This is a genomic window from Idiomarina sp. UBA3162, assembly GCF_002364475.1.
Taxonomy (GTDB): Bacteria; Pseudomonadota; Gammaproteobacteria; order Enterobacterales; family Alteromonadaceae; genus Idiomarina.
In genome coordinates, this window is the sequence record NZ_DEYI01000051.1 from 536 (window position 1) to 1,355 (window position 820).

Genomic DNA, 820 nt, shown 5'->3' on the forward strand with positions numbered 1-820 from the left:
GATACATGCCAAACCATTTTTACCGTTCATGTTTAAACCGTCAGAGCCACACACGCCCTCACGACATGAGCGCCGGAACGCTAACGACGGATCTTTTTCTTTTAATTTAATCAAAAGATCCAGCACCATCAAATCCTGATTCTCTTCAATTTCAAGAGAATAGTCTTTCATGTATGGTGCGTCATCAACATCCGGGTTGTAACGATAAATCGAAATATTAACTGTTTTCATCGTTTTAACCCCTTATTAATAAGTACGTGCTTTCGGAGGGAAAGCTTCACGTAGCTTAGGTGCCATATTCACTTCACGCTTAACCATCTGCTCGTCTTCTGGACGGTACACACTGTGTACTAACCAGTTATCATCATCACGGTCAGGATAGTCAGCACGACTGTGCGCACCACGGCTTTCCGTACGGAAGTTGGCCGCTACAGCAGTAGAATAAGCTGTTTCCATCAAGTTATCGAGCTCCAAGCACTCAACACGCTGAGTATTGAACTCTTTAGATGTATCATCCAAACGTGCATTTTTCAGACGCTCGCGGATTTCTGCCAGCTCTTTAAGACCATCAGCCATCGCATCGCCTTCACGGAATACCGAGAAGTTCATCTGCATGCATTGCTGCAAGTCTTTCTTAATTTGCGCAGGGTCTTCACCTTTCTGGGTATTTTCCCAACGGTTAAAGCGACTTAGCGCTGCATCAACATCGTCTTTTGACGCTTCGCGCGCTTCCGCATTCGCAGCCAAGTGTTCACCTAAGTGCATACCTGTCGCACGGCCGAATACGACCAAGTCAAGTAATGAGTTACCACCTAAGCGG

General features: G+C 46.0%; 1 protein-coding gene and 1 pseudogene. Both read right to left on the bottom strand.

Annotated features, from left to right (window positions below; translation table 11 throughout):
* Nucleotides 1-231 (bottom strand): 2Fe-2S iron-sulfur cluster-binding protein (locus B2X00_RS05995; protein ID WP_290486526.1); only part of this gene is annotated, 231 nt, incomplete at its 3' end.
* Between the two features lie 15 nt (nt 232-246).
* Nucleotides 247-820, bottom strand: a pseudogene (gene sdhA / locus B2X00_RS06000) (succinate dehydrogenase flavoprotein subunit); the annotation flags it as partial.